The organism is Streptosporangium sp. CA-135522 (assembly GCF_050949235.1).
Classification (GTDB): Bacteria; Actinomycetota; Actinomycetes; order Streptosporangiales; family Streptosporangiaceae; genus Streptosporangium.
Genome location: NZ_CP192026.1, coordinates 4,316,289 through 4,334,636 on the forward strand (window position 1 = coordinate 4,316,289; position 18,348 = coordinate 4,334,636).

The following is an 18,348-nucleotide window of genomic DNA, read 5'->3' on the forward strand; positions in this document are numbered from 1 at the left end:
ACCGGGCCGAAAGGGCCGGTGCGGCTCGCGCGGCGAGGACGGGGCGCCCTCAGTCGCGGCCGCGCCAGCGGCTGATCGCGTGAGCGAAGTTGATCGCGACGATGCCGCCCCAGGCCAGCAGCAGCCCCGCGGTGCCCGCCTGGTCCACGGCGATGGCGGTCAGCGGGATGCCGATGCCCATCGAACCCAGCGCGATCGGGACGGAGGAGCTGCCGCCCCTGCGCTGCTGATGTCGCTGGTCCGGGTGAGGACCATGCTGGGGCCGCGCTCCTGCGTGGTGCATCTCGGCCCGGACACGGGCGGCGATGGTCGCGTCGAGGCGCTCCACGAACGACTCCACCAGCGCGGCCTCGTACTCCGGGCCGAGCTCGCGCCGGGCCTCGATGGTGGCGCGCATGTCCTGTCGGATATCTTGATGATCCTGCACGTCTTCATTCTCCGCCCACGCGCGGTTCCCGGCATCAGTCGTTAGGACGAGATCTGTGTCCACTCCGAGCGCGGCCTCCCCGGTGGAGATCGCGACCCCGCACGGACCGGCCGTGGCGGAGATCGACGAGGTCGCCGACCCGCGCTTCCTGCTGGTGCTCACCCACGGCTCGGCCGGGGGAGTGGACGCGGTGGACCTGCTGGCCGTTCGGGACGCCGCGGCGGGGATCGGTGGTGTGGTCGCCCGGGTGCTCCAGCCGTTCCGGATGCGGGGGGCCCGGGCTCCGGGGTCGGCGGTGAAGCAGGACGAGGCGTGGACGGCACTGGTCGCCGGACTCCGGGCGCGCTATCCGGGGTTGCCGCTGGCGCAGGGAGGCCGCAGCAACGGAGCCAGGGTCGCCTGCCGTACGGCCCTGCAGGTCGGGGCCGAGGCGGTCGTCGCGCTGGCCTTTCCGCTCCATCCGCCGGGCAAGCCGGAGCGCTCGCGCGCCGGCGAGCTGCGCGCCGCCGGCGTGGACGTGCTGGTGGTCAACGGTGATCGCGACCCGTTCGGGGTGCCCGAGCCGGCGGACACCACGCGCCTGGTGGTGCTGCCGGGCGAGGGCCACGACCTCAAGAAAGACCCCGCCCGGGTGGGCGAGGTCGTTGCCGAGTGGCTCGGGGCCACGATGCGGCCGGGTTCGGCGTGAGGGTCAGGCGACGCCGGCAAGGGGACGGTGCGGTTCGATGACGGCGCCGTCGGGTAGGAGCTCGCCGGTGTCCTCGAACAGCACCACACCGTTGCAGAGCAGGCTCCACCCCTGCTCGGGGTGCGCTGCCAGCGTGCGGGCGGCTTCGCGGTCCAGCGCCTCGGCGGACGGGCAGGAAGGCTGGTGCGGGCACATCGGCGTGCCTCCGGATCTCTCTTGGCGGCTCGCTGGAATCGTCATCGGCCGGCCGGCGGGGACCGTCGTCACCGATGGGACTCCGTTCCCACCGTGGGCGGGGGGACGAGCATCTGGGTTGACATATGGTCGTGCGCGCCTCGGGCTGGATGAGGCCCGCACATCAAGCAGATCAAATGTGCCGTCGGGTCGCACCCTTGAGCGTGCGATTCGACCGCACGAACAAGTGTGTGATCTGGCCGCACCCGGCGACATAGCCCGTTAGGACTGTTTGTGAAGGCGGAAAGGGTGAGTCCCTCGGGTTGTTCGGGGGTGTGACCTATAGCACAGCATGCCTCATGGACTGATAACAGGCCAAGTGCGACACGCCGCCCGCCTGGTAAATGATCGGTTACAAGTTCCTCACGTCGTGGAGGGGGCGGCCAGGCCCGCCAGCAGCGCGTTCAGGCCGAGCTCGAAATCGTCGTCGGCCGCCGCGCTGCCGCCGCCCTTCGACGGTGGTCGCCAAGGCTCGTCGTCGTCGTCCATCGGCTCGGCCCAGCCGGACTGCTGCACCTCCACCGCCACCGCCCCGAAGACGTAGGCCCGCATCGCCCGCACCGCCCGCGCCGCGTCGGGCAGTCCCGCGTCGGCGAGCTGGTCGGTCTGCTCGCGCACGGCGATCGCCGCGCGGCCCTTGGCCGGTTTGGTCAGTGCCAGTGCCAGCACCCCGGGATGCTCCCGCAGGGCAGCCCGGCTTGCCCGGCACCATGCCCTGGCGCTCTCCTGCCAGGTCTCGCCGGGCTCGACGTGGACGGTGGTGACATGCTCGGCGAGCGCGTCCATGAGGGCGTCCTTGCCGCGCGGCAGATGGTGGTAGATGGCCATCGCCTCGACCTGGAGCGCGTCACCCAGCCGTCGCATCGTCAGCCGTCGCAGCCCCTGGCTGTCGGCGATGTGCAGGGCCGCCTCGATGATGCGTTCCCTGGAGAGCGGAACGGGCGGTCTCTTGGCAGGCATGGGGGTCATCCTGCCACCCTGGACCTTACTGCGTAAAGGCAGGCGCGCCGGACAGGACGACGCCTGAGTGTGTGAGGGTGGAGCGGACGGCGTAGGCTACGGCCTGTGATCTGCCGGGGAATGCCCGGCAACGGGTGAGAGAGGGCAGACGATGGCGTTTTTCCGACCGGGCGTGAGCCGGGAGGCGGAGGTTCGCTACCACGCTGACCAGGAGGTCGGGAAGAGCTTCCCCGAGTTCCTGGAGAAGGCGCGTGCCGCGGAGGCCGCGCTGCGCCAGGTGCAGGCCACCTCGACCTCCCCCGAGGAGCGTCGGGCCGCGGGCCTGGCTCTCGACAAGGCGCTGACCGACGCATTGCGTGCGGCCGAGGCCAACCAGCGGGCGACGTTCGGTGTGAAGTCCTACGATGACCGGATCCGCCGGCGTAAGGGCCGGGCCACCCCCAAGGGCGCCGAGTGGACCGACGAGGTCAACCGTCTGCGCACCCTCCGCGAGCAGAACCGTCTGACCGGCATCGCCCGCGTCCCGCGCCCGGTCACCGCTTCCGCACGCTGACCGCGCGCCCTCTCGGGCGATCGCTTTTCCGCACCCACCGCGCAGTCTCGCGGTGGGTGTTCTCTTTTCCGGCCGCGCGTACGGCGGGCGGATGTGAGTCCACTTCCCGGAACGCCTCTCGCCGGACATCCGTGCTGCTGCAGCCCTGCTGCATGGGCTGGAAGCATGCCGCCCGTTCACGGGTCGGCATCTTTCACCTCTGCGGCTTACGGTCCTTGCGGATCTCGAAGTCCATCGCATCCCCTGAAGCGGGGTGTTGCGACGACCACTGGAACTCAAGCTCGCCCCGGGCCCCTGGGCCATGCCCGCGTTCCGATGGATTCCCGCCGCCTCGACGGGCGTGGGCCGCAGGCGGTCGCCGCGCGCGACGGCCCGCGCCGGATGCACGGCTCTCTGTCCACTCAACTGGACATCATGTCCGCTTTTCGCTACGGTGAACTAAGTGGACATTGTGTCCGCTTTACGAACGGAGAGTCATGAGTCACCTGCTGCACCTGGACGCCAGCGCCCGTCGCGAGTCCTTCTCCCGCGCCCTGTCCGCGATGTTCGCCCAGACATGGCGCGCCGCCGACCCCGAGGGGGGATACACCTACCGCGACCTGGCGGCCGACCCGGTCCCGCACATCGACGAGGCGTGGACCGACCTGTGCTACTACGTCCTGGCCGAGGGCATCACCGACATCGGCCGCTACCACGAGGCGGTGCGGACCCCGGCCCAGGCGAAGGCCTGGGCGATCACCGAGCCGCTGATCGCCGAGCTGGAGGCCGCCGACGTCGTGCTGATCGGCACGCCGATGTACAACTTCTCGGTTCCCTCGGTGTTGAAGGCCTGGATCGACCAGGTGACCTTCCCCAAGATGAGCCTCAAGGGCCGGTCGTTCGTCGTGGCGGGCGCGCGAGGGGGAGCCTATGGTCCTGGCACCCCCCGGGAGCCGTTCGACTATGAGGAGCGTTACCTGCGTGACTTCTTCCTCGGCCACTTCAACGTCGAGGACGTCACGTTCGTCCACGCCGAGCTGACCAACGCGCTGATCGACCCCGGGCTGGCCGGCCTGCGGGACAAGCACGAGCAGTCTTACGACGACGCCCTCGGCCTCGCCGCCGAACTCGCCGGAAAGCTCGCCGGGCGATGAGCTGGGTCCTGCTCGTCCTGGCCGGGCTGGTGGAGATCGCCTGGTCACAGAGCATCAAACCGACCGAGGGGTTCACCCGGCCGATTCCCACGTTGATCTGCTTCGCCCTGGCCGCCGTCGCGGTCTGGCTGCTGTCGAAGTCCATGCAGGACCTCCCCGTCGGCACGGCCTACGCCGTGTTCACGGGCATCGGCGCCGTCGGCGCCATCGGGCTGGGGGTCGCGCTGCACGGCGATCCGCTGAACGCCGGGCGCCTGGCGGCGCTCGCGCTGATCGTCGGCGGGATCGTGCTGGCCCGTGCGGTCGCCTGACCCGCCGACCGGCGGGACCATCAGTATGTGGCCTCCCAGCAGGACGGCGATGGCCAGGACGGTCCGGCGCGGGTCGCGGGTGACGGCGGCCCCGGCGGCGGCCGCCGAAAAGATCAACCGTTCGGCGGCCGGCGACACCTTCCCCGCCGGCGCTCCGACAGGAGCCGGACATGACGAGGCGCCGCCGCGAACGACAAGATCGCGACGGCGCCTCGGGGTCAGGTCAGCTCGCCCAGTCGAGCAGCGGACGGGTGTTGCTGGGATGGCGCAGCTTGGAGAGCGACTCCTTCTCCAGCTGGCGGATACGCTCGCGCGTCAGGCCGAGATGCTTGCCGATCTCGTCGAGGGTGTGGGGCTTGCCGTCGACGAGGCCGAAGCGCAGAGCCATGATCTTGGCCTCCCTGGGAGAGAGGTTGCCCAGCACGCCGCGCAGCTGCTCGCCGAGAAGCTGACGGTCCACCACCTCGGACGCCTCGGGCGAATCGACGTCCTCGATGAGGTCACCGATGGTGGTCTCGCCGTCCTCGCCGATGGTGGCGTTGAGGCTGATCGGCTGGCGGCTGGTGCGCAGCAGCTCCTCGATCTGGTCGGGAGTCTTGTCCAGCTCGACCGCCAGCTCCTCCGGCGTGGGCTCGCGCCCGAGACGCTGGTGCATGTCGCGCTCGATGCGCGACAGCTTGGAGAGCATCTCCAGCACGTGCACGGGCAGGCGGATGGTGCGGGCGGAGTCGGCGAAGCCGCGCTGGATGGCCTGGCGGATCCACCACATGGCATAGGTGGAGAACTTGTAGCCCTTGGTGTAGTCGAACTTCTCCACCGCGCGGATCAGGCCGAGATTGCCCTCCTGGACCACGTCGAGCAGGGCCATGCCGCGGTCGGTGTACTTCTTCGCGACCGAGACGACCAGGCGGAGGTTGGCCTCCAGCATGTGGTCCTTCGCGCGGCGGCCGTCCTCGGCCACCCACTCCAGGTCGTCGCGCCTCGCGGCGGACAGACCCGGCTCGGCCTCCAGCTTGGACTCGGCGTACAGGCCGGCCTCGATCCGCTTGGCGAGCTCGACCTCCTGGGCGGCGGTCAGCAGCGTGCGGCGGCCGATCGACTTGAGGTAGGTGTGCACCGAGTCGCCCATGACCGAGGACTGGTCGTCCAGATCCATGGTCGGCTCGGCCTCCGCCTCGAGCTCCGCCTCGTCGGGAGCGGCCCACTCCTCCTCGTCCACCTCGGGAAGGGCGTTCTTGAGGTTCTTGGCCGCGGGCTCGGCCGCGGTGACCGTCTTCTCGGCGGCGGCCTTCCTACCGGGCTTGTCGGCGGCGGCCTTCGGCTTGCGGACGGCCGTCTTACGGGTCGCGCTCTTGGCCACCGGCTTCTTGGCGGCCGCGGTGAGCGCGGGCTCGTTCTCGGCGGCCAGGCTGACTCCCGCCTCGGTGAGCTCCCGCAGGATCGACCTGCCCTCGGTCGGACTGATCCCTGCCTCGGCGAAGGCGTGACGCAGCTCCGCGAGTGATAGGTGACCCTGGACTCGCCCTCGGTCAAGGAGCTGCTCGAGGGTCGTCGGGGCCTCAGATGAGGTCGCCACGGCGGTTTGGGGCATGAGGACACCTCCTCCATCACGGAGTCGTCTGTTTACCGGTTGTGGGGTGGGGCGGCGAGGGGGCCGCTCTGCGCACCAGTACCAATAACCCCACTCAAGAACTTTCTGTTCCCGACTTGACGGGGAAATATGATGGGTGGATCGCTGTTTACCGCGATCCACCCGTTTCGGGCGCTGAGCGGTCTATTCGATGACGTCCGCGGAGCCTTCGACCACGGTGCCCTCGACTGCGGGCATCGGTAACGGATCGGCCTCCCGCAGGCGCTCTTCCGTCCAGTAGCCGGTGACCTTCTGCGGGTCGGGGTTGATCTCCCTGGAGACCACGTAGTCCTTTGCGGGGTCCTCTGAGGGCGCCGCCGTCCCCTGGGACGGCGACGAGCCGGGCGAATGCCGGGAGGACGGCCGGTTGCCCTCCAGTGCGGGCGCGGGATCCTGGCCCTTGTCGATTCTGCCCGCCGAGGCCGCCGCCGCGACGGAAATGCCGCCGGCGAGGACGACGCTGACGATGCCGGCGGAGACCCATGTGCCACGGGTTAACCTCATCGAGCCCCTCCTTCCTGCTTCGGCTGTCTGTTTGACGTGCGGGGGCACCTCTATGGTTCCCGTCGAAGACCATAACGGAGGGCGGCGAGGTCCGGTTTGCCATTGGGCAAAAGAGGTATTTCGGGCACAACGACCAGCTCGGCCGGGGCGGCGTAGGCGGGCAGCCGTTCCTTGGCGAAGGCGCGGAGCTCGGCCAGGGACGGAGGGAGCGGGGAGACGACGACGGCGACCACCCGCTCGCCCCATTCGGCGTCGGGGCGCCCGACCACGACGGCGTCGGTGATCGCCGGATGCTCGGCCACGACGGCGGCCACGGCCGCCGCGACGACCTTCTCGCCCCCGGTGTTGATGACGTCGTCGGCGCGGCCCAGGACGCGCAGCCGCCCGCCGGCCAGGGCGCCGAGGTCGGAGGTGAGGAACCAGTCACCGTCGCGGGCGGCGTCGGTGAGATCGGGGCGCAGCCGGTAGCCGGAGAACAGCACGGGACCGGCGATGCGGATCCGCCCGTCACCGCCGATCTTGAGATCCACGTCGTGCAGGGGCTCACCGTCGTAGACGCACCCGCCGCAGGTCTCGCTCATGCCGTACGTGGTGACCACCCGCGCGCCGGCGCTCCGGGCGGCCACGAGCAGGTCCGCGGGAGCGGCGGCGCCGCCGAGCAGGATCGTCTTGAAGACCGACAGATCCGCCGTCAGCAGCCGGCGCAACTGGGTCGGCACCAGCGAGACATGGTCGGCGCCGCTGGTGAGCACCGCCTCCGGGGAGAACCCGTCGTGCATGATCGGCTCGGTCCCGCTCAGCAGCGACCTGACCAGCACCTGCAGCCCGGACACGTGAGAGGGCGGCAGGCAGCAGAGCCAGCGCTCGCCGGGCCGGGCCTCCAGCCGGCGCAGCGAGGCGGCTGCGGAGGAGCGCAGGGCGGCCCCCGAAAGCTGGACGCCCTTGGGCGTACCGGTCGTGCCGCTGGTGGCGATGACCACGGCCACCTCGGACGGGACGCCCACACCGTGCTCGCGCCGTACCCCGTCGACATGGGTGGGACGCAGCGCGTCGAGTGTGGCGCGCAACACCCGCGGGGGCAGCGCGGGGGACAGGGGCAGCACGGCGGGGCCCCGGCCGTCGAGCGCCGCGGCGACGGCCCGGAACAGCTCGGGTCCGGGCGGCAGCACGACGGCGTGCAGCTCCCGTGAGGGGGAAGGTTGCTCCGGGTGCACGGAACCGGTCATCACAGTCGTAAGGTTAGTGCCGACAAGCGGGTCGACGACCGGGTGGGACCCGGCGCAGCGGAAAGGGGCGAAGCGATCGTGAGCACGGAGCGGGTCGAGCCGGGCACGAGCGAGCGAGGGGCGGGCGAGGCGAGTCCCATGCCGGCGAGCGTCCAGGCGCGTGCCGCCGACTGGAAGCGGTCGGGCGACTACGAGGACATCGTCTACGAGACCGCCGACGGCATCGCGAAGATCACGATCAACCGGCCGGAGCGGCACAACGCGTTCCGCCCGACGACGCTCTTCGAGCTCAGGCACGCCTTCAACGTCGCGCAGGAGGACTCCGAGGTCGGTGTGATCATCTTCACCGGCGCGGGGGACAGGGCCTTCTGCTCCGGCGGGGACCAGAAGATCCGCGGCGACGACGGCTACGTCGACAAGTCCACCCCGCACGTGGGCCGGCTCAACGTGCTCGACCTGCAGGTGCAGATCCGCCGCTGCCCCAAGCCGGTCATCGCGATGATCGCGGGTTACGCCATCGGCGGCGGCCACGTGCTGCACGTCTGCTGCGACCTGTCCATCGCCGCCGACAACGCCGTCTTCGGCCAGACCGGTCCCAAGGTCGGCTCCTTCGACGGAGGCTACGGCTCCTGGCTGCTGGCCGAGACCGTCGGCCTGAAGCGGGCCCGTGAGATCTGGTACCTGTGCCGTCAGTACGACGCGCAGACCGCCCTGAACTGGGGGCTGGTCAACGCGGTCGTCCCCCTCGAACGCCTGGAGGAGGAGACGGTCGCGTGGGCCCGGGAGATGCTGGAGAAGTCGCCGCTGGCGCTGCGCATGCTCAAGGGCGCCCTGAACGCGGTGACCGACGGCGCCGCGGGAATGCAGCAGTTCGCCGGTGACGCCACCCTGCTCTACTACATGAGCGAGGAGGCGCAGGAGGGCCGCGACGCCTTCAAGGAGAAGCGCGCCCCCGACTTCGGCAAGTTCCCGCGCCGGCCGTGACGAGCCGGCTGTAATGAGGCAGACGGGAGCCGGTGTCCGGGCGCGCCGTCCCATGACGGGAGCGGCGCGTCCGGCACGCCGCGGGACACAGGCACCCGCCCGGGTGCCGGGGCGACAGGAGGCAGTGCGGTGAACCCCGCCACCGCGCTCGCGACGGTGCTCGTCGACGAGCTCGTGCGCTGCGGCCTTACCGACGTGGTGCTCGCGCCCGGCTCGCGTTCGGCCCCCCTCGCCCTGGCCGTGCACGCCGACAGCCGGGTCCGGCTGCACGTGCGCATCGACGAGCGCTCCGCCTCCTTCCTCGCGTTGGGCCTGGCCCGGCGCGGCGAGCGCCCGGTCGCCCTGGTCTGCACCTCCGGCACCGCGGCGGCGAACTTCCACCCGGCGGTGATCGAGGCTCACGAGTCGGGGGTGCCGCTGCTGCTGCTCACCGCCGACCGGCCGCCCGAGCTGCGCGACACCGGCGCCAGCCAGACCATCGACCAGATCAAGCTGTACGGCACGGCGGTCCGCTGGTTCAGCGAGGTCGGCGTGCCCGAGGACCGCCCCGGCCAGGTCGCCTACTGGCGATCGCTGGCCTGCCGCGCCTACCAGCGTTCGCTGGGCCCCTCCGACCCCGGCCCGGTCCACCTGAACTTCGCCTTCCGTGAGCCGCTGATCCCGGACGGCGACGCCTCCTGGTGCGAGTCCCTGGAGGGTGACGCCAACGGTCCCTGGATCCGGGCCCGGGTGGCGCCCCCCGCGGTGGCGCTGCACCTGCCGCCGACCAGGCGGGGCGTGCTGGTCGTCGGCGACGGGGCGTCGAACATGCGCAGGTACGTCGCGGCGGCGGGCATGGCCGGCTGGCCGGTGCTTTCGGAGCCGAACGGCGGCGCCCGTTACGGCGACCACGCCATGTCGGCCTATCACTTCCTGCTCGGCACCCCCGAGTTCGCCGATCGGCACCGGCCGGAGGTGGTCGTCACCCTGGGCAGGCCCGGCCTGTCCCGGCCGCTGCTGAACTGGCTGAGGCACGCCGACGAGCACATCGTGGTCGCCCCCGACCTGACCCGCTGGCCCGACCCGACCCGCTCGGCCACCCAGGTGGCCCAGGCGGTGGAGATCCCGGTCGCGGCGGGGGACGACGCCTGGCTGCACTCCTGGCGCCGTGCCGACACCGCGGCCAGGGCCGCGGTGGACGAGGTGCTGGACGGCGCCGGACTCAGCGAGCCACGCCTGGCCCGCGACCTGGCGGACGCGCTGCCCAACGGGGCGCTGCTGTTCTCCGCCTCCTCCATGCCGATCCGCGACCTGGACCAGGCGATGCGTCCCCGCAGGGGTCTGCGGATCCTGGCCAACCGGGGCGCCGCCGGCATCGACGGAGTGGTGTCCACCGCGATGGGCGCGGCCCTGGCGCACAACGGCCCCACCTACGCGTTGATGGGCGACCTGACCTTCCTGCACGACCAGAACGGGCTGATCCTCGGCCCTCGTGAGCCCCGCCCCGACCTGTGCATGGTCGTGGTGAACAACGACGGCGGCGGGATCTTCTCCCTGCTGCCCCAGGCGGCGCTGCGTGACCCGTTCGAGCGGGTCTTCGGCACCGCCCACGGGGTGGACCTGGCGCACGTGGCCGCCGCCACCGGCACGCCGTACACCTTCGTCGGCGAGGCCGACCAGCTGCCCAAGGCGCTGCGCGGGGAGGGGCCGCGCATCGTCGAGGTCCGCACCGACCGGGAGTCCAACGCGCTGCTGCACGCCATGATGCGCGACGCGGCCCACGCCGCGATCCGCCAGGTCGTGTGACGCCCGCGCCGGGCGGGACGGGCACCGGATCACCCTGCCCGGCGTGGCCCCGCGACGGCGCCGGCGGCGGGCTGGACGGCACCGTGACGCAATAAGGTGTCGGTCATGCATGTCGACGAATGGCTTCAGGCGATTCCTCCCGTGTGGATCTGCGCCCTGGTGGGGCTGGTGATCGGGGTGGAGAGCCTGGGCATCCCGCTGCCCGGGGAGATCGTCCTGGTCAGTTCCGCGCTGCTGGCGGCGCAGGGCGTGGTCAGTCCGCTCTGGGTAGGGATCTGCGCCAGCGTCGGGGCCATCGTCGGCGACTCCATCGGCTACGCCATCGGGCGCAAGGGCGGCAAGCCCATGTTCGACCGGCTGGGCCGCAGGTTCCCCAAGCACTTCGGGCCCTCCCACATCGCCAAGGCCGAACACTACTTCGAGCGCTACGGCATGTGGACGGTGTTCTTCGGCCGGTTCATCGCGCTGCTGCGCATCCTGGCCGGCCCGCTCGCGGGGGCGTTGCGCATGCCGTACTGGAAGTTCCTGATCGCCAACGTGCTCGGCGGGATCGCGTGGGCGGGCGGGACCACCGCGGTCATCTACTACCTCGGCAGGGTCGCGGAGAAGTGGCTCAAGGGCTTCTCCTGGGCCGGGCTGGCGCTCGCCGTGGTCGTCGGCGTCGTGACCACGTTGCTCGTCAAGCGCCGGGCGGCCAAAATGGTCGCCAAGGACGTCGCGGGGCCCGCCGGCACGAACTGACTGTCAGACCTGGGGATGTGCGGGCCGTAGAGGTGCGGTCACGGTGAGGGGAGTACGACTCACCGTGAAGGGAAGAGCCATGCGACCTGCCGACAGCTTGACCGCCTACGAACCGGTGGCCTCATACGGCACCTACGAAGAGGCGCAGAGGGCCGTGGACCACCTGTCCGACCAGCGGTTCCCGGTCGAGCACACCAAAATCGTCGGACTGGACCTCAAGCTCGTCGAGAACGTGCTCGGACGGCTGACCTATCTGCGCGCGGCCGGAATGGGCGCGGCGTCGGGCGCCTGGATCGGCCTGTTGATCGGCCTGTTCCTCGCGATCTTCACTCCGGGCCGGTTCCCCTTCCTCCTGGTCCTGTGGGCACTGGTCTGGGGCGCCATCGCCGGAGCGATCTTCGGGCTGATCGGTCACGCGCTGACCGGCGGCAAACGGGACTTCCTGTCCTCCAGCGCCGTCGTCGCCAACCGCTACGAGGTGATGGCCACGACCGACCACGCCGCCGAGGCGCACCGGCTCCTCGACGTCGGCCTCTCACAGCCCGCCCAGACCCAGCAGGTTCCGCGCACCCCGCAGACCCCGCAGAGCCCGCAGCAGTTCTAGCGGCGCGCCCGTACGGCGGGCCGGGGCCGTCACCGGCCCGGCCGCCGATTCGCCGGCCGGTGGTGAGCCACCGGCCGGGGCGGGCTGTCCGCGTCCCCCGCCCGGACGGGCGGGGCCGCGACCACCAGGTCTGAGGATGTGGCACGCCCTGCCCAGTACCAATACCGGCGATATCGGACACTGGAGGTCAATATGGCTAGAGCTGTCGGGATCGACCTCGGCACCACCAACTCGGTGATAGCCACGATGGAGGGAAACCAGCCCACGGTCATCCCCAACGCCGAAGGGTCGAGGACGACGCCATCGGTCGTGGCCTTCACCGAGCAGGGCGAGCGCCTGGTCGGGCAGCTGGCCCGGCGGCAGGCGATCCTCAACCCCAAGGGCACGATCTACTCGGCCAAGCGGTTCATCGGCCGCCGCTACGACGAGGTCACCAGCGAGATGAACGCGGTGTCGTTCGACGTGGTGCCGGGTCCGGACGGGGCCGTGCGCTTCGACGTCCACGGCAAGCTCTACGCGCCGGAGGAGATCGCCGCCCAGGTCCTGCGCAAGCTGGTCGACGACGCCTCGAAGTTCCTCGGAGAGAAGGTCACCGAGGCGGTCATCACCGTGCCCGCCTACTTCAACGACTCCCAGCGCCAGGCGACCAAGGACGCCGGGAAGATCGCCGGCCTGGAAGTACTGCGGATCATCAACGAGCCCACCGCGGCGGCCCTGGCCTACGGCCTGGACCGCAAGGAGAACGAGACCGTGCTGGTCTTCGACCTGGGCGGCGGGACGTTCGACGTCAGCATCCTGACCATCGGCGACGGCGTCGTCGAGGTGCGCTCGACCTCCGGCGACACCCACCTGGGCGGCGACGACTTCGACCGGCGCATCGTCGACTACCTCGCCGACGAGTTCCAGCGCGACACCGGCATCGACCTGCGCAACGATCCCCAGGCGCTGCAACGGCTGTTCGAGGCCGCAGAGAAGGCCAAGGTGGAGCTGTCGGCGGTCACCCAGACGCAGATCAGCCTGCCCTTCATCACGGCGGACGCCTCCGGCCCCAAGCATCTGAACACCACGCTGCGGCGGGCGACGTTCGAGGACATCACCGCCGACCTCCTGGAACGCTGCAAGGGCCCGGTCGAGCAGGCGATAGCCGACGCCAAGCTCACCGCCAACGACATCGACGAGGTGATCCTGGTGGGCGGCTCGACCAGGATGCCCGCCGTACAGAACCTGGTGCGTCGCATGACCGGCGGCAAGGACCCCAACATGACGGTCAACCCCGACGAGGTCGTGGCGTTGGGCGCCGCGATCCAGGCGGCCGTCATCAAGGGCGACGTGCAGGACGTCGTCCTGCTCGACGTGACGCCGCTCTCGCTCGGCATCGAGACGCTCGGCGGGATCATGACCAAGGTCATCGAGCGCAACACGACGATCCCGGCCCGCCGCACCGAGGTGTTCAGCACCGCCGAGGACAACCAGAACGCCGTCGACGTCGTGGTGCTCCAAGGAGAGCGCGAGCGCGCCGCCGACAACCGGGCCCTGGGCCGCTTCCGGCTGGAGAACATCAGATCCGCGCCCCGCGGCGAGCCCCAGATCGAGGTGACCTACGACGTCGACGCCAACGGGATCGTGAACGTCTCGGCCAGGGACAAGGACACCGGCGCCGAGCAGCGCATCACCATCAGCGAGAGCTCCAACCTCGATCAGGGCGAGGTCGAGCGCATGGTCGCCGACGCCGAGCGGCACCGTGGCGAGGACGCGCGGCTGCGGCAGGCGGTCGACGCGCGAAACGAGCTCGACAGCGCCGCCTACCAGGTGGAACGGCGGCTGAAGGAGCTGGGCGACGCGGTGCCCGTCCATGAGAAGGCACGGGCCGAGATGCTCGTCAACGACGCCCGTGAGGCGGTCAAGCAGCAGGACGCCCCGATCGACCGGCTCCGGTCCCTGACCTCCGAGCTGCAGCAGATCTACCAGAGCCTCGCCGCCGCCTCCGCGGGCCAGGCCGCGGGCGGCACCCAAGGGGCTGCGGGCGGGCAGGGCCCGCAGGGGACCCAGGGCGGCGGCGGAGACGACGACGTGATCGACGCGGAGTTCACGACCGATGAGTGAGGCATCCGAGCCGGAAGAGGTCACCCAGGAGACCGCCGAGGAAGCCACCCCGGACGTGGCCGGGCTCCAGGCTCGGGCCGCCGGGCTCCAGCAGCGGGTCGCGGAGCTGGAGGACCGGTGGCGGCGCGCCCTGGCCGACCTCGACAATCTGCGCAAGCGGGTCAGCCGGGACGCCGATCGGGTGCGGGTGGAGGAACGGGCGCGGGCGGCAGTCGAGTGGCTGCCCGTGCTGGACAACCTGGAACGCGCGCTGGAACACGCCGAAAGCGATCCCGCCTCCATCGTCGAAGGGCTGCGGGCCATCCGGGACCAGGCGCTGGACGTGCTCGCCCGCCTGGGCTTCCCGCGCCGGGACGACGCCGGGACGGAGTTCGACCCCGCCAGGCACGAGGCGGTGGCCACGCTCGCCCAGGAGGGCGTGCCCGACGGGACGATCCTCCACGTGGTACGGCCGGCCTACGGAGACGGCGAACAGCAACTGCGGCCCGCGCTGGTCGTGGTGGCCAAGGGGGAGTGATGGCCGCCACGACCCGCGACTTCTACGAGAGTCTTGGCGTGTCGAGGGGCGCCGGCCAGGAGGAGATCCAGAGCGCCTACCGCAAGCTCGCACGGACCTACCACCCCGACGTCAACAAGGACCCGGGTGCCGAGGACCGCTTCAAGGAGATCTCGGAGGCCTACAGCGTCCTGTCCGACCCCGCGACGCGCCGCCGCTACGACGCCTTCGGGGCCGACTTCCGCCAGGTGCCCGAAGACGTGGACCCCGAGACCTGGGCCCGCGCCAGAGCCGGGCGGGGCGGCCGGCCCGGGGCCCGGACCGGCGCCGGCCCGAGCGGACCGGCGGGTTTCGGGGAGGGCGTCGACTTCGAGGATCTCCTGGAGGGGCTGTTCTCCGGCCGGGCGGGTCGGGCGGGCCGGAGCTGGGGACCGATCCCCGGCGCCGACCAGGAGGCCGAGATCGAGCTGCCGCTGGAGGAGGCCTACCGGGGCGGCCGCCACTCGATCACCGTGGGCGGCCGCCGGATCGAGGTCAACATCCCCGCGGGCGTGACCGACGGGCAGCGCATCCGGCTGGCAGGGCAGGGCGGCAGGGGCGGCGACGGAGCCCCCGCCGGGGACCTCTACCTGATCGTCAGGATCGCACCCCACCCCCGCTACCGGGTGGAGGGGCGCGACATTCACCTCCGGCTCCCGGTCACCCCGTGGGAGGCGGCGCTCGGCGCGTCCGTCGCCGTCGACACCCCGGCGGGCGAGACCAAGGTGAAAGTGCCCCCCGGTACGTCCAGCGGACGGAGGCTGCGGCTGCGCGGCAGGGGGATGCCGAACCGGCGCGGCACGCCGGGAGATCTGTTCGCCGAGGTGCGGATCATGGTTCCGCCCACGTTGTCGGACGAGGAACGGCGGCTGTTCGAGCGGCTCGCCGCGGTCTCGACCTTCGACCCCGGGAGGCGGCGATGACCCGCCCGCCCGTGGGGTCGCGGCGACCCGCTCCGAGGAGGCGGCCATGACCTACGCCCTCGTAAGGCCCCCGCGCCTGGACCTGGAGGCATTCGCCCGGGTCACCGGGACGCATCCGGACCTGGTGCGCCGCCTCGTCGCCCTCGGCGTGCTCGACGCGCAGCGCGACGCGGCCGGAGCCCTGTGGTTCCCGCCGTCCCAGCTGCGCGCCATGGCCCGGATCCAGCGCCTGCGCGCCGGGTTCGCGCTCAACTACGCCGCACTCGGCCTCGTGCTGGACCTGCTCGACCGCATCGCGGAGCTGGAAGCAGCCCAGCGCAACCGCTCTCGTATCACGGGTACCACGGGGGGATCGACGTGGATGTCAACCAGCTGACGCAGAAGTCGCAGGAGGCTCTGCACGACGCGCAGACCAAGGCTCTTCGCTTCGGGCACACCGAAGTGGACGGGGAGCACCTGCTGCTGGCGCTCCTGGACCAGCCGGACGGTCTGATACCCCGCCTGCTGACCAAGTCCGACGTCGATCTGGAGCGGCTCATCGCCGACCTGGAGGCCGAGCTGAACCGCCGGCCCCGGGTCAGCGGACCCGGGGTCGACCCCGGTCAGGTCCGGGTGACCCAGCGGCTGTCACGCCTGCTGGAGGCGGCCAAGCGGGAGGCGGACCGGCTCAAGGACGACTACGTCTCGGTCGAGCACCTGCTCATCGCCCTGCTGGAGGAGGGCAGCCAGACCTCCGCCGGGCGGCTGCTGCGCCAGCAGAGGCTGACCAGGGACGCATTTCTCCGGGTGCTCACCGAGATCCGCGGCAACCAGCGGGTCACCTCGGCGATGCCCGAGGTGGCCTACGAGGCGCTGTCGAAGTACGGCAGGGACCTGGTCGCCGACGCCGCCGCGGGCAAGCTCGACCCGGTCGTCGGGCGCGACAGCGAGATCCGCCGGGTCATCCAGATCCTTTCTCGCAAGTCCAAGAACAACCCGGTGCTGGTCGGCGATCCCGGAGTGGGCAAGACCGCCATCGTCGAAGGCCTCGCCCAGCGGATCGCCAACGGCGACGTGCCCGAGGGGCTCAGGGACAAGGTGGTCTTCAGCCTCGACATGGGCGCGCTGGTGGCCGGGGCGAAATACCGGGGCGAGTTCGAGGAACGCCTCAAGGCGGTGCTCACCGAGGTCGTGGCCGCCGAGGGGCGGATCCTGCTCTTCGTCGACGAGCTGCACACGGTCGTGGGCGCGGGCGCGGCCGAGGGGGCCATGGACGCGGGCAACATGCTCAAGCCCATGCTGGCCCGGGGCGAGCTGCACATGATCGGGGCGACGACCCTGGAGGAGTATCGCAAGCACATCGAGAAGGACGCCGCGCTGGAACGCCGCTTCCAGCCCGTGATGGTCGACGAGCCCTCGGTCGAGGACGCCGTCTCCATCCTGCGCGGCCTGCGCGAGCGGCTCGAGGTCTTCCACGGCGTGACGATCCAGGACGCCGCACTGGTGGCCGCCGTCACGCTGAGCCACCGCTACATCTCCGACCGCTTCCTGCCCGACAAGGCCATCGACCTGGTGGACGAGGCGTGCGCGATGCTCCGGACCGAGATCGACTCCATGCCCGCAGAGCTCGACGGGCTCACCCGCAGGGTGATGCGGCTGGAGATCGAGGAGGCGGCGCTCGCCAAGGAGGAGGACCAGGCGAGCAGATCCCGGCTGGAGGAACTGCGCAAGGAGCTCGCCGACCTGCGCGCCGAGGCGGACGCCATGCGGGCGCAGTGGGAGGCCGAGCGGCAGGTTCTGCGCAGCGTCCAGGCTCTGCGCGAGGAGATAGAGCGCGTGCGTGGCGAGGCCGAGCGCGCCGAGCGCGACTACGACCTCAACCGCGCCGCCGAACTGCGGCACGGCAGGCTGCCCGAGCTCGAACGGCGCCTGCGGGCCGAGGAGGAACGTCTGCGCGTCAAGCAGGGCGCCGGGCGGCTGCTGCGCGAGGTCGTGACCGAGGACGAGATCGCGATGATCGTCTCCCGCTGGACGGGCATCCCGGTGAGCCGCCTGCAGGAGGGGGAGCGGGAGAAGCTGCTGCGCCTGGACGAGATCCTGCACGAGCGGGTGATCGGCCAGGACGAGGCGGTCCGGCTGGTGGCCGACGCCGTCATCAGGGCGCGTTCCGGCATCAAGGACCCGCGCCGCCCGATCGGGTCGTTCATCTTCCTGGGGCCGACCGGCGTGGGCAAGACCGAGCTGGCCAAGGCGCTCGCGGCGGCGTTGTTCGACACCGAGGACAACATGATCCGCATCGACATGAGCGAGTATCAGGAGCGCCACACCGTCAGTCGTCTGGTCGGCGCGCCCCCGGGCTACGTCGGATACGACGAGGGAGGCCAGCTCACCGAGGCCGTGCGGCGCAAGCCGTACTCGGTGGTGCTCTTCGACGAGGTGGAGAAGGCCCATCCCGACGTCTTCAACACGCTGCTTCAGGTGCTGGACGACGGGCGGCTCACCGACGCGCAGGGCAGGACCGTGGACTTCCGCAACACCGTCCTCATCATGACCTCCAACCTCGGCTCCGTCTACCTCCTCGAAGGCGTCACGGCGAGCGGGGAGATCAAGCACGACGCGCAGGAGCAGGTGATGGCGGAGCTGCGCTCGCACTTCCGCCCCGAGTTCCTCAACCGCATCGACGACATCGTGATCTTCAAGCCGCTCACGCTGCAGGAGATCGAACGCATCGTCGAGCTGATGTTCGGCGAGCTGCGGGCGCGGCTCGCCGAGCGGGGGATAGGGCTGGAGGTCTCGGAGGAGGCGCGCCGCTACATCGCCGAGCGGGGGTACGACCCGGTGTACGGCGCCCGCCCGCTGCGCCGGTTCATCGCCAGGGAGGTGGAGACCCGCATCGGCCGGGCGCTGCTCACCGGTGACATACGCGACGGCGGCGTGGTCCGGGTCGAGCTGGCCGAGGGGGAGCTCGACGTCACCTACGAATGAGGAGAAGCGGGCATGTCGCCAAATATCATCCAATGCAAGAAAT

19 protein-coding genes are annotated in these 18,348 nt (G+C 71.0%); 13 read left to right on the forward strand and 6 right to left on the reverse strand.

Annotated features, from left to right (window positions below):
* Nucleotides 1-49: 49 nt before the first annotated feature.
* On the reverse strand, nucleotides 50-397 hold the full coding sequence (locus ACQPYK_RS19960; protein WP_433257276.1) for a hypothetical protein: 348 nt from the start codon (nucleotides 395-397) through the stop codon (nucleotides 50-52).
* 112 nt (nucleotides 398-509) lie between these two features.
* On the opposite strand from ACQPYK_RS19960, the gene ACQPYK_RS19965 reads away from it, so the two are divergent.
* Nucleotides 510-1,115: an alpha/beta hydrolase family protein gene (locus tag ACQPYK_RS19965; RefSeq protein ID WP_433258851.1), complete on the forward strand. Its 606-nt coding sequence runs from the start codon at nucleotides 510-512 to the stop codon at nucleotides 1,113-1,115.
* Between the two features lie 3 nt (nucleotides 1,116-1,118).
* Here the strand turns inward: ACQPYK_RS19965 and ACQPYK_RS19970 are convergent, their stop codons facing one another.
* Nucleotides 1,119-1,310 carry a DUF5999 family protein gene (locus ACQPYK_RS19970; protein ID WP_352032052.1) on the reverse strand — a complete coding sequence of 64 codons (192 nt, stop codon included), beginning with the start codon at nucleotides 1,308-1,310 and terminating at the stop codon, nucleotides 1,119-1,121.
* Between the two features lie 402 nt (nucleotides 1,311-1,712).
* Entirely contained in the window at nucleotides 1,713-2,309 is a 597-nt protein-coding gene (locus ACQPYK_RS19975) for a TetR/AcrR family transcriptional regulator (RefSeq protein WP_433257278.1), read from the reverse strand.
* A gap of 151 nt (nucleotides 2,310-2,460) precedes the next feature.
* On the opposite strand from ACQPYK_RS19975, the gene ACQPYK_RS19980 reads away from it, so the two are divergent.
* From ACQPYK_RS19980 to ACQPYK_RS19990, 3 genes are all read left to right on the forward strand, one after another.
* Entirely contained in the window at nucleotides 2,461-2,862 is a 402-nt protein-coding gene (locus tag ACQPYK_RS19980; RefSeq protein WP_433257280.1) for a hypothetical protein, read from the forward strand.
* A 476-nt stretch (nucleotides 2,863-3,338) separates the two neighbouring features.
* A complete protein-coding gene (locus ACQPYK_RS19985) occupies nucleotides 3,339-3,995 on the forward strand; it encodes an FMN-dependent NADH-azoreductase (protein ID WP_433257282.1) in 657 nt (218 codons plus the stop codon).
* Nucleotides 3,992-4,306, forward strand: coding sequence for a DMT family transporter (locus ACQPYK_RS19990; protein WP_433257284.1), 315 nt, complete (start codon nucleotides 3,992-3,994; stop codon nucleotides 4,304-4,306). The genes ACQPYK_RS19985 and ACQPYK_RS19990 overlap by 4 nt, the downstream gene beginning before the upstream one ends.
* 223 nt (nucleotides 4,307-4,529) lie before the next feature.
* On the opposite strand, the gene ACQPYK_RS19995 is transcribed toward ACQPYK_RS19990, so the two are convergent.
* The 3 genes from ACQPYK_RS19995 to ACQPYK_RS20005 all read right to left on the reverse strand — a co-directional run bounded on the left by ACQPYK_RS19995 (nucleotide 4,530) and on the right by ACQPYK_RS20005 (nucleotide 7,666).
* The gene (locus tag ACQPYK_RS19995) at nucleotides 4,530-5,897 is read right to left on the reverse strand and encodes an RNA polymerase sigma factor (RefSeq protein WP_433257286.1); all 1,368 of its coding nucleotides are present in this window, start codon (nucleotides 5,895-5,897) and stop codon (nucleotides 4,530-4,532) included.
* Nucleotides 5,898-6,080: 183 nt separating this feature from the next.
* The gene (locus ACQPYK_RS20000) at nucleotides 6,081-6,440 is read right to left on the reverse strand and encodes a hypothetical protein (protein WP_433257288.1); all 360 of its coding nucleotides are present in this window, start codon (nucleotides 6,438-6,440) and stop codon (nucleotides 6,081-6,083) included.
* Nucleotides 6,441-6,490: 50 nt separating this feature from the next.
* Nucleotides 6,491-7,666: an AMP-binding protein gene (locus ACQPYK_RS20005; protein WP_433258853.1), complete on the reverse strand. Its 1,176-nt coding sequence runs from the start codon at nucleotides 7,664-7,666 to the stop codon at nucleotides 6,491-6,493.
* Nucleotides 7,667-7,804: 138 nt separating this feature from the next.
* On the opposite strand from ACQPYK_RS20005, the gene menB reads away from it, so the two are divergent.
* The 9 genes from menB to clpB all read left to right on the forward strand — a co-directional run bounded on the left by menB (nucleotide 7,805) and on the right by clpB (nucleotide 18,305).
* On the forward strand, nucleotides 7,805-8,650 hold the full coding sequence (gene menB / locus ACQPYK_RS20010) for a 1,4-dihydroxy-2-naphthoyl-CoA synthase (RefSeq protein ID WP_433258854.1): 846 nt from the start codon (nucleotides 7,805-7,807) through the stop codon (nucleotides 8,648-8,650).
* Between the two features lie 129 nt (nucleotides 8,651-8,779).
* Nucleotides 8,780-10,435: a 2-succinyl-5-enolpyruvyl-6-hydroxy-3-cyclohexene-1-carboxylic-acid synthase gene (gene menD, locus ACQPYK_RS20015; RefSeq protein ID WP_433257289.1), complete on the forward strand. Its 1,656-nt coding sequence runs from the start codon at nucleotides 8,780-8,782 to the stop codon at nucleotides 10,433-10,435.
* 105 nt (nucleotides 10,436-10,540) lie between these two features.
* Nucleotides 10,541-11,176: a DedA family protein gene (locus tag ACQPYK_RS20020; protein WP_433257291.1), complete on the forward strand. Its 636-nt coding sequence runs from the start codon at nucleotides 10,541-10,543 to the stop codon at nucleotides 11,174-11,176.
* Nucleotides 11,177-11,255: 79 nt separating this feature from the next.
* Complete coding sequence (locus tag ACQPYK_RS20025; protein ID WP_433257292.1) at nucleotides 11,256-11,780, forward strand: general stress protein; 525 nt, start codon at nucleotides 11,256-11,258, stop codon at nucleotides 11,778-11,780.
* A 192-nt stretch (nucleotides 11,781-11,972) separates the two neighbouring features.
* Nucleotides 11,973-13,883, forward strand: coding sequence for a molecular chaperone DnaK (dnaK, locus tag ACQPYK_RS20030; protein ID WP_433257294.1), 1,911 nt, complete (start codon nucleotides 11,973-11,975; stop codon nucleotides 13,881-13,883).
* On the forward strand, nucleotides 13,876-14,400 hold the full coding sequence (locus ACQPYK_RS20035) for a nucleotide exchange factor GrpE (RefSeq protein ID WP_433257296.1): 525 nt from the start codon (nucleotides 13,876-13,878) through the stop codon (nucleotides 14,398-14,400). Before dnaK ends, ACQPYK_RS20035 begins: the two co-directional genes overlap by 8 nt.
* A complete protein-coding gene (locus ACQPYK_RS20040; RefSeq protein WP_433257298.1) occupies nucleotides 14,400-15,341 on the forward strand; it encodes a DnaJ C-terminal domain-containing protein in 942 nt (313 codons plus the stop codon). The genes ACQPYK_RS20035 and ACQPYK_RS20040 overlap by 1 nt, the downstream gene beginning before the upstream one ends.
* Nucleotides 15,342-15,387: 46 nt before the next feature.
* The gene (locus tag ACQPYK_RS20045; protein WP_433257300.1) at nucleotides 15,388-15,717 is read left to right on the forward strand and encodes a chaperone modulator CbpM; all 330 of its coding nucleotides are present in this window, start codon (nucleotides 15,388-15,390) and stop codon (nucleotides 15,715-15,717) included.
* On the forward strand, nucleotides 15,699-18,305 hold the full coding sequence (gene clpB, locus ACQPYK_RS20050; protein WP_433257302.1) for an ATP-dependent chaperone ClpB: 2,607 nt from the start codon (nucleotides 15,699-15,701) through the stop codon (nucleotides 18,303-18,305). The genes ACQPYK_RS20045 and clpB overlap by 19 nt, the downstream gene beginning before the upstream one ends.
* Nucleotides 18,306-18,348: the final 43 nt, after the last annotated feature.